The organism is Rhodococcus sp. C26F (assembly GCF_053345925.1).
The window spans coordinates 1-5,392 of sequence record NZ_JBKFBA010000093.1 but is presented as its reverse complement, the minus strand read 5'-3'; the positions used below and the strand labels follow the sequence as shown (position 1 = coordinate 5,392).

General features: G+C 61.7%; 3 protein-coding genes. All 3 read right to left on the bottom strand.

Going from position 1 to position 5,392, the window contains the following annotated elements; all coding sequences use genetic code 11:
- Positions 1 to 1,423 precede the first annotated feature (1,423 nt).
- Positions 1,424 to 3,070, bottom strand: a complete 1,647-nt coding sequence (locus ACLBYD_RS30435) for a flavin-containing monooxygenase (protein ID WP_447819369.1) — start codon at positions 3,068 to 3,070, stop codon at positions 1,424 to 1,426.
- Between the two features lie 209 nt (positions 3,071 to 3,279).
- The gene (locus ACLBYD_RS30430; protein ID WP_447819368.1) at positions 3,280 to 4,425 is read right to left on the bottom strand and encodes an acyl-CoA dehydrogenase family protein; all 1,146 of its coding nucleotides are present in this window, start codon (positions 4,423 to 4,425) and stop codon (positions 3,280 to 3,282) included.
- A 144-nt stretch (positions 4,426 to 4,569) separates the two neighbouring features.
- Positions 4,570 to 5,392 (bottom strand): helix-turn-helix domain-containing protein (locus tag ACLBYD_RS30425; RefSeq protein ID WP_447819367.1); only part of this gene is annotated, 823 nt, incomplete at its 5' end.

The window sequence follows — 5,392 nt, the reverse complement described above, 5'->3', positions numbered from 1 at the left end:
TCCGTCGCTACATCATCTGGCGCAACAAGCACGCCGAGGATCAACAGCTACGGGAGATCGTCGACAGGGCAAACGTTGCGTGATGCGGCACTAGCTGAACGTTCGGATTGATCGCCGCCGTCCTGTCATCGGCCAGCGCGGCTTCGGAGGGATCGGCCTTTGTCGGGGTTTCGGGCCCGGATCGGGGGATCTCCATGTGGCTGCCATCGTGATGTAAGGGTCGCTTGTGGACGACGATCCGGAGTCGCATGGCGAGAGGGCACGCGCTGCGACAGTCCTGATCTGCATCGTGCGCCCTTTTCCTCGGGTGTGTCGGTGCTGAGCCCTGTCAGCCGCCGCTGACATACTCCCATCGGCGACGAATGGCCGCTCACCCAGGGGGAGGTGATGCAGCTCAGCGAACGATAGATGAATACTGGTGTTGTAGAACGCAATTGAGTACGATATTCGCGTCGACAGTATTGTGGTTGACGGCTGGCGCGGCCCACCTGTCGGCGGCTCGCCCCACGAGCATCCACCGCGGGCAACCGGGTGCGGTGGTGTTCGTGGCGGATCGTCGGGCGCCGGGATCCCGTGAGCCAGGGCTACGGACGTTTCGATCTTCCCGCGATATCGACGGAAGATCCTCGCTGCAATTTGCCATAGAAGCCGACGATGCGGGCTCTGCTTCTGTCCGCCGCCCTGACGGTGTTACCGACCCGGCGACCAGCAGATCATGTACACGGCTTCCCACTCGATGTCCCGGCGCCGGCCGGGCACCGCCGACGGGTGGGCTGGTTGTCTTCGGCCCTGGGAAGTCGCAAGTCCCGGTGGCATCGGTCGTGCGGCGACCATGATTGATGGCCGACACGATCGACCGGACCAGCCGGAAATACCGCGACAACGGTGACCGCTCGGTGGCGGAGGAAGTTGAAGACCTCGCCGGGGTGCATACCGAACACCGCAAGGCTGCGCCCACCATCCGGTGCACCGGCACGAATAGAGGGCAGCGGCTCCGTAGCGGGTGCGTGAGGACGCGTGCCCCACGAAGGTCAGACAGCAGATAAAGGCTCTTCTACCTCCACATCAGGCCGGTCCCGTCGTTCCGTCACAGCGCCTTCTTGCACGTCAGGGTCGTGGCTACACCCTTCCAGGTCCGTCATCGGTTCGGTTTGAACCAGAACTCTGGACAGTCGCAGATCCCGCTTGGGCGATCCACGTCGTGTTCGTGTGCTGTCGTTTGATTCGCCTCGCGTACATCGCGACCGCATCACCGATGCTCGCGCCCGCCTCGCCTCTGGCGAAACCTGCTCGAAGACAATGCTCTCGGTTCCATCACTGCCCCATCGACGCAGTCGATGTCCATCGGGGATCAGGGCAGCGAACCCCGTCGAACGGATGCTTGGGCTACTGGGGACCCAGTAGCCCAAGCGCATCCGTCTCGTCAGTCGGTCTCGTAGGTGTCGTAACCGTTGGACTTGATTTCTTCCCAACGAGCAAAGTACTGAGGTACTCCCCCTGAGTAGTTGAGCATCTGCGCCGGCTTACCGGGCACGTTTGCACCCCAGTACCAGGAACGTGCCTTCGTGAACATCGAGTTCACGAAAAGCTCGTCGACGTGTGCGCGCCACTGCTTCTCGGACTCTTCGGTGTTCTCGAACCGTGTCGCCCCTTTCTCGCGCAGGTACTCGAGGAATTCGACGACGATTTCGCCTTGGTACTCGGCAGATGTAGGGCCGTTGCAGAACCCGGACGGGCTCTGAGGTCCGTACAGGAACATCATGTTCGGGAATCCGCGGGTTGATAGGCCCAGACACGTGTCGACACCGGACTTCCACTTGTCCTGAATCTTCAGGTCGTCGACGCCGGTGATATCGATGGCCATGATCCCACCACGGTTGTTGTCGAACCCTGTTGCCAGTACTAGGAGGTCGCATTCGATGACACCGTCGTCGGTTTTGACACCATGGGGCAGCACCCGTCGAATCGGCGTGACGTTGGAGTCGATGACATCGACGTTGTCCTGATTGATGACATCGAAGTAGTCCTGTTCGAGGGAGGGACGCTTGACGCCGTAGGGGTGCGGAGGCGTCTCCGGTGCGACGATTGCCGCTTTCTTGGGGTCGGTGACCCGCTCGAGGACCTTGCCACGCCAGAAGTCGTAGAACGTACGGTTGGCCTCCTCATCTACAAGGATGTCCTGGAAGTTTCCGAGCCACAGCTCGAAACCACCTTCTGCCCACATCTTCTCGTAGATCGCGTCGCGCTCTTCCTTACTCAGGTCGGTGGCGTTCTGCGGAATGAAATCGAAGTCGAAGCCGGCAAACGCCTTGTAGCGCGTAGCAAACCGCTCGGGCAGTCCCTTCCGGAAGTGCTCGTTGTCGTCATGGGTGAGTTTGCGTTGCTGCATCGGAAGTGCCAGATTCGGGGTGCGTTGAAACACGGTGACATGTTCGGCGACATGACCTGCCTCCTGGACGACCTGTACACCGCTGGCGCCGGTACCGATGACGACAACTTTGCGGCCACTCATATCAACGCCCTCTTGAGGCCAGTGCGCAGTGTGGTAGCACTCACCGGCGAAGGAATCGAGCCCTTCGAGATTCGGATACAGCGGCTTGGCGCCGAATCCCGTGGCAACAATGACCTGCCGTGCCTTCTGGATCTTGCCGTCGGCGGACCGTACGGTCCACTGACGGGTTTCCTCGTCCCACGTGCATGCTTCGGCGAAAGTGTCGAACACGACGTCGCGGGTGAGGTCGAGCTGTGAATCGACGTAGTTGAAGTACTCACGAACCCCCTGGTGACCCGGATACAGTTCGGTGAAGTCGTATTTCTTCCACAGGTCCTTGTACGAGAACTGGTAGATCTGTCCGGTGCTGTCGGTACGGGCTCCGGGATAGCAGTTCCACCACCAGATTCCGCCCAATCCACCCGCGGCGTCCCAGACTTTGACGGTGAAACCGAGATCGCGCAGTCGGTCCAATGCGTACAGGCCGGAGAACCCTCCCCCGATGATCAGAACATCGAGTACGTCATTGTTCGAGTGCGAGCCGCTGCGGGTCGCTGTGGCGACCTGGGATTCGGTCATGTGGTCCTCCTGGAGATTTCCCGGGACGGGTGTTTCCGCCCGGACATCTACGACGGTAGAAGCGAATATGTGATGTGAAGTGTCCGAAATCGAGTCAAGACAATCCGATACGAAACACGTATTAGTAATCATCACAACTTAATTCGCTTACCATGCGGCATTCGAACCTGCTGCACTCACGACAGAACAATCGGTACTCGACGCCGAGATCAGAAGCCCAGATCGCGACCGATCAGTTCTTTCATGATTTCGTTCGATCCCGCCCAGATCTTCGTGACCCGGGCATCCCGCCAGGCTCGTGCCACTCGGTACTCGTTCATGTAGCCGTATCCCCCGTGCAGTTGCACGCAATGATCGAGGATCCGGTTCTGGATCTCGGCAGTCCACCACTTCGCCTTGGCTGCATCGATCGGTGTCAACGCCCCCTCCGAGTGGGCTTCGATGCAGCGGTCGACGTACGCCTGTGTGACGTCGAGCTGGGTCGCCAGTTCGGCAAGCAAGAACTTGTTGTGCTGGAACGTTCCGATGGACTGCCCGAATGCCTTTCGTTCTCGGCAGTAGTCGATCGTCTCGAGCAGAATCTGCGCAGCGTGCGCGAGATTGGCAATGGCGCATCCGAGTCGTTCCTGGGGCAGGAAGGACATCATGTGGATGAATCCTCGATCGAGCTCGCCGATCACGTCGTCATCAGTGACGCGCACCCGGTCGAGGAAGAGTTCAGCGGTGTCTGCTTCGTCCTGTCCGACCTTGTCGAGTTTGCGGCCACGCTCGAATCCGGGCAAGGAGGTGTCCACGCCGAAGAGGGTAATTCCCTTGGCCTTCTTCGATGGAGAGGTACGTGCAGGAATGATCACCAGGTCTGCAGAGTAACCGTTGGTGATGAATGTCTTGGCACCCGAGAGCAACCACCCGTTGCCGTCCCGCACTGCGGTAGTCTTCAATGCGGCCAGATCCGATCCCCCACCGGGTTCGGTCATCCCGATGGCAGTAAGCACGTCCCCGGAACACAGTCCTGGAAGCCACCTGGCCTTCTGCTCGTCGGTGGTCAGATGCACCAGATACGGCGCCACAACGTCACAGTGAATACTCACACTAGACGCCAACGCGGCGTTCACCCTGGCCAATTCCTCGATGAGGACCGCATTGAAGCGATAGTCACCTGCCTCGACACCTGAATATCGTTCGGGTACTTCGAGTCCCAAAAGATCGTGCTTGCCCGCGGCAAGCCAGAAATCTCGGGGCAATGCCCTGTTGGCACGAACGTCGGCGGCCAGGGGCTCGAACCATCGAGCGAGAAACTCGCGGACAGAGTGCCGGTAAGCCTCGTGATCGTCACCGTACACCGTTCGCTTCATGGTGGGTCATCCTTTAGATCGGGTGGACGCCACCGTCCAGACGGACGGTGCGAGGAGGCTGGGATCGTGATCGTCGGCCCCGCCTCATCATCTCGTTCGCCGAGTCCTCGGGGATGTCTCGATATGCGACAGGTTGTTTCGGGGTCAGGATCCGAACTTTTCGTTTTCGAGGCCCAGCGCGCGGATCTTGCGGTAGAGCGTGGAGCGGGCGACGCCGAGTCGTTCGGCGGCGAGGGATTTGTTGCCGTCGGACTCGTCGAGTGCGCGGACGATCGCTTCGCGTTCGGTGCGTTCGAGCGAGGTCAACCGGCGGCCGGCGCCGAGGGTGCGGTAGTCGGCGGGCAGATGTTCGAGTTTGATGTCGAATCCCATCGACCGCGCCGCCGCGGTGCTCAGCACCGAGGCGAGCTCGCGCAGGTTGCCGGGCCAGTGATGGGCGATCAACGCCCGATGGGCGGCCGGTTGCAGTTGCGGGGTCGGGCGGTCGGGGAATTCGGCGGCGAGCAGCTCGCGTGCGAGATCGGTGAGATCTTCGATGCGCTGGCGCAGGGGCGGGATGCACACGCTGCGCCGCACATGGGTCTGCACCTGATGCCGCAGATCGTCGGGGGTGCTCGAGGTGGCGGTGGCGATCAGCGGTGCGGACAGCTCGACGGCGGCGTCGAGCAGCCGCCGGGTGGGGGCGAGGGCCTCGTCGGGGACCTCGTCGAGGTGCTCGATGATGCACGCGAGGCTGCCGGACAGACGCGCGCGCAGCTCGGCCACGCTCGACGGGGTCAACGTCGACGCGTCCACGGTCAGGATCGGGGCGTTCGGTCCCCAGCGGTGCTGGATCTGCCGCGCCAGGTGGGCTTTGCCGACACCGGACTCGCCGACGATCAGCACCGGCGCGACGGTCGCGGCGATCTCGTCGACCCGGTCCTGAAGCCGGTGCGCGGCCAGGCTGCGCCCGGCGATACGGGCCGCC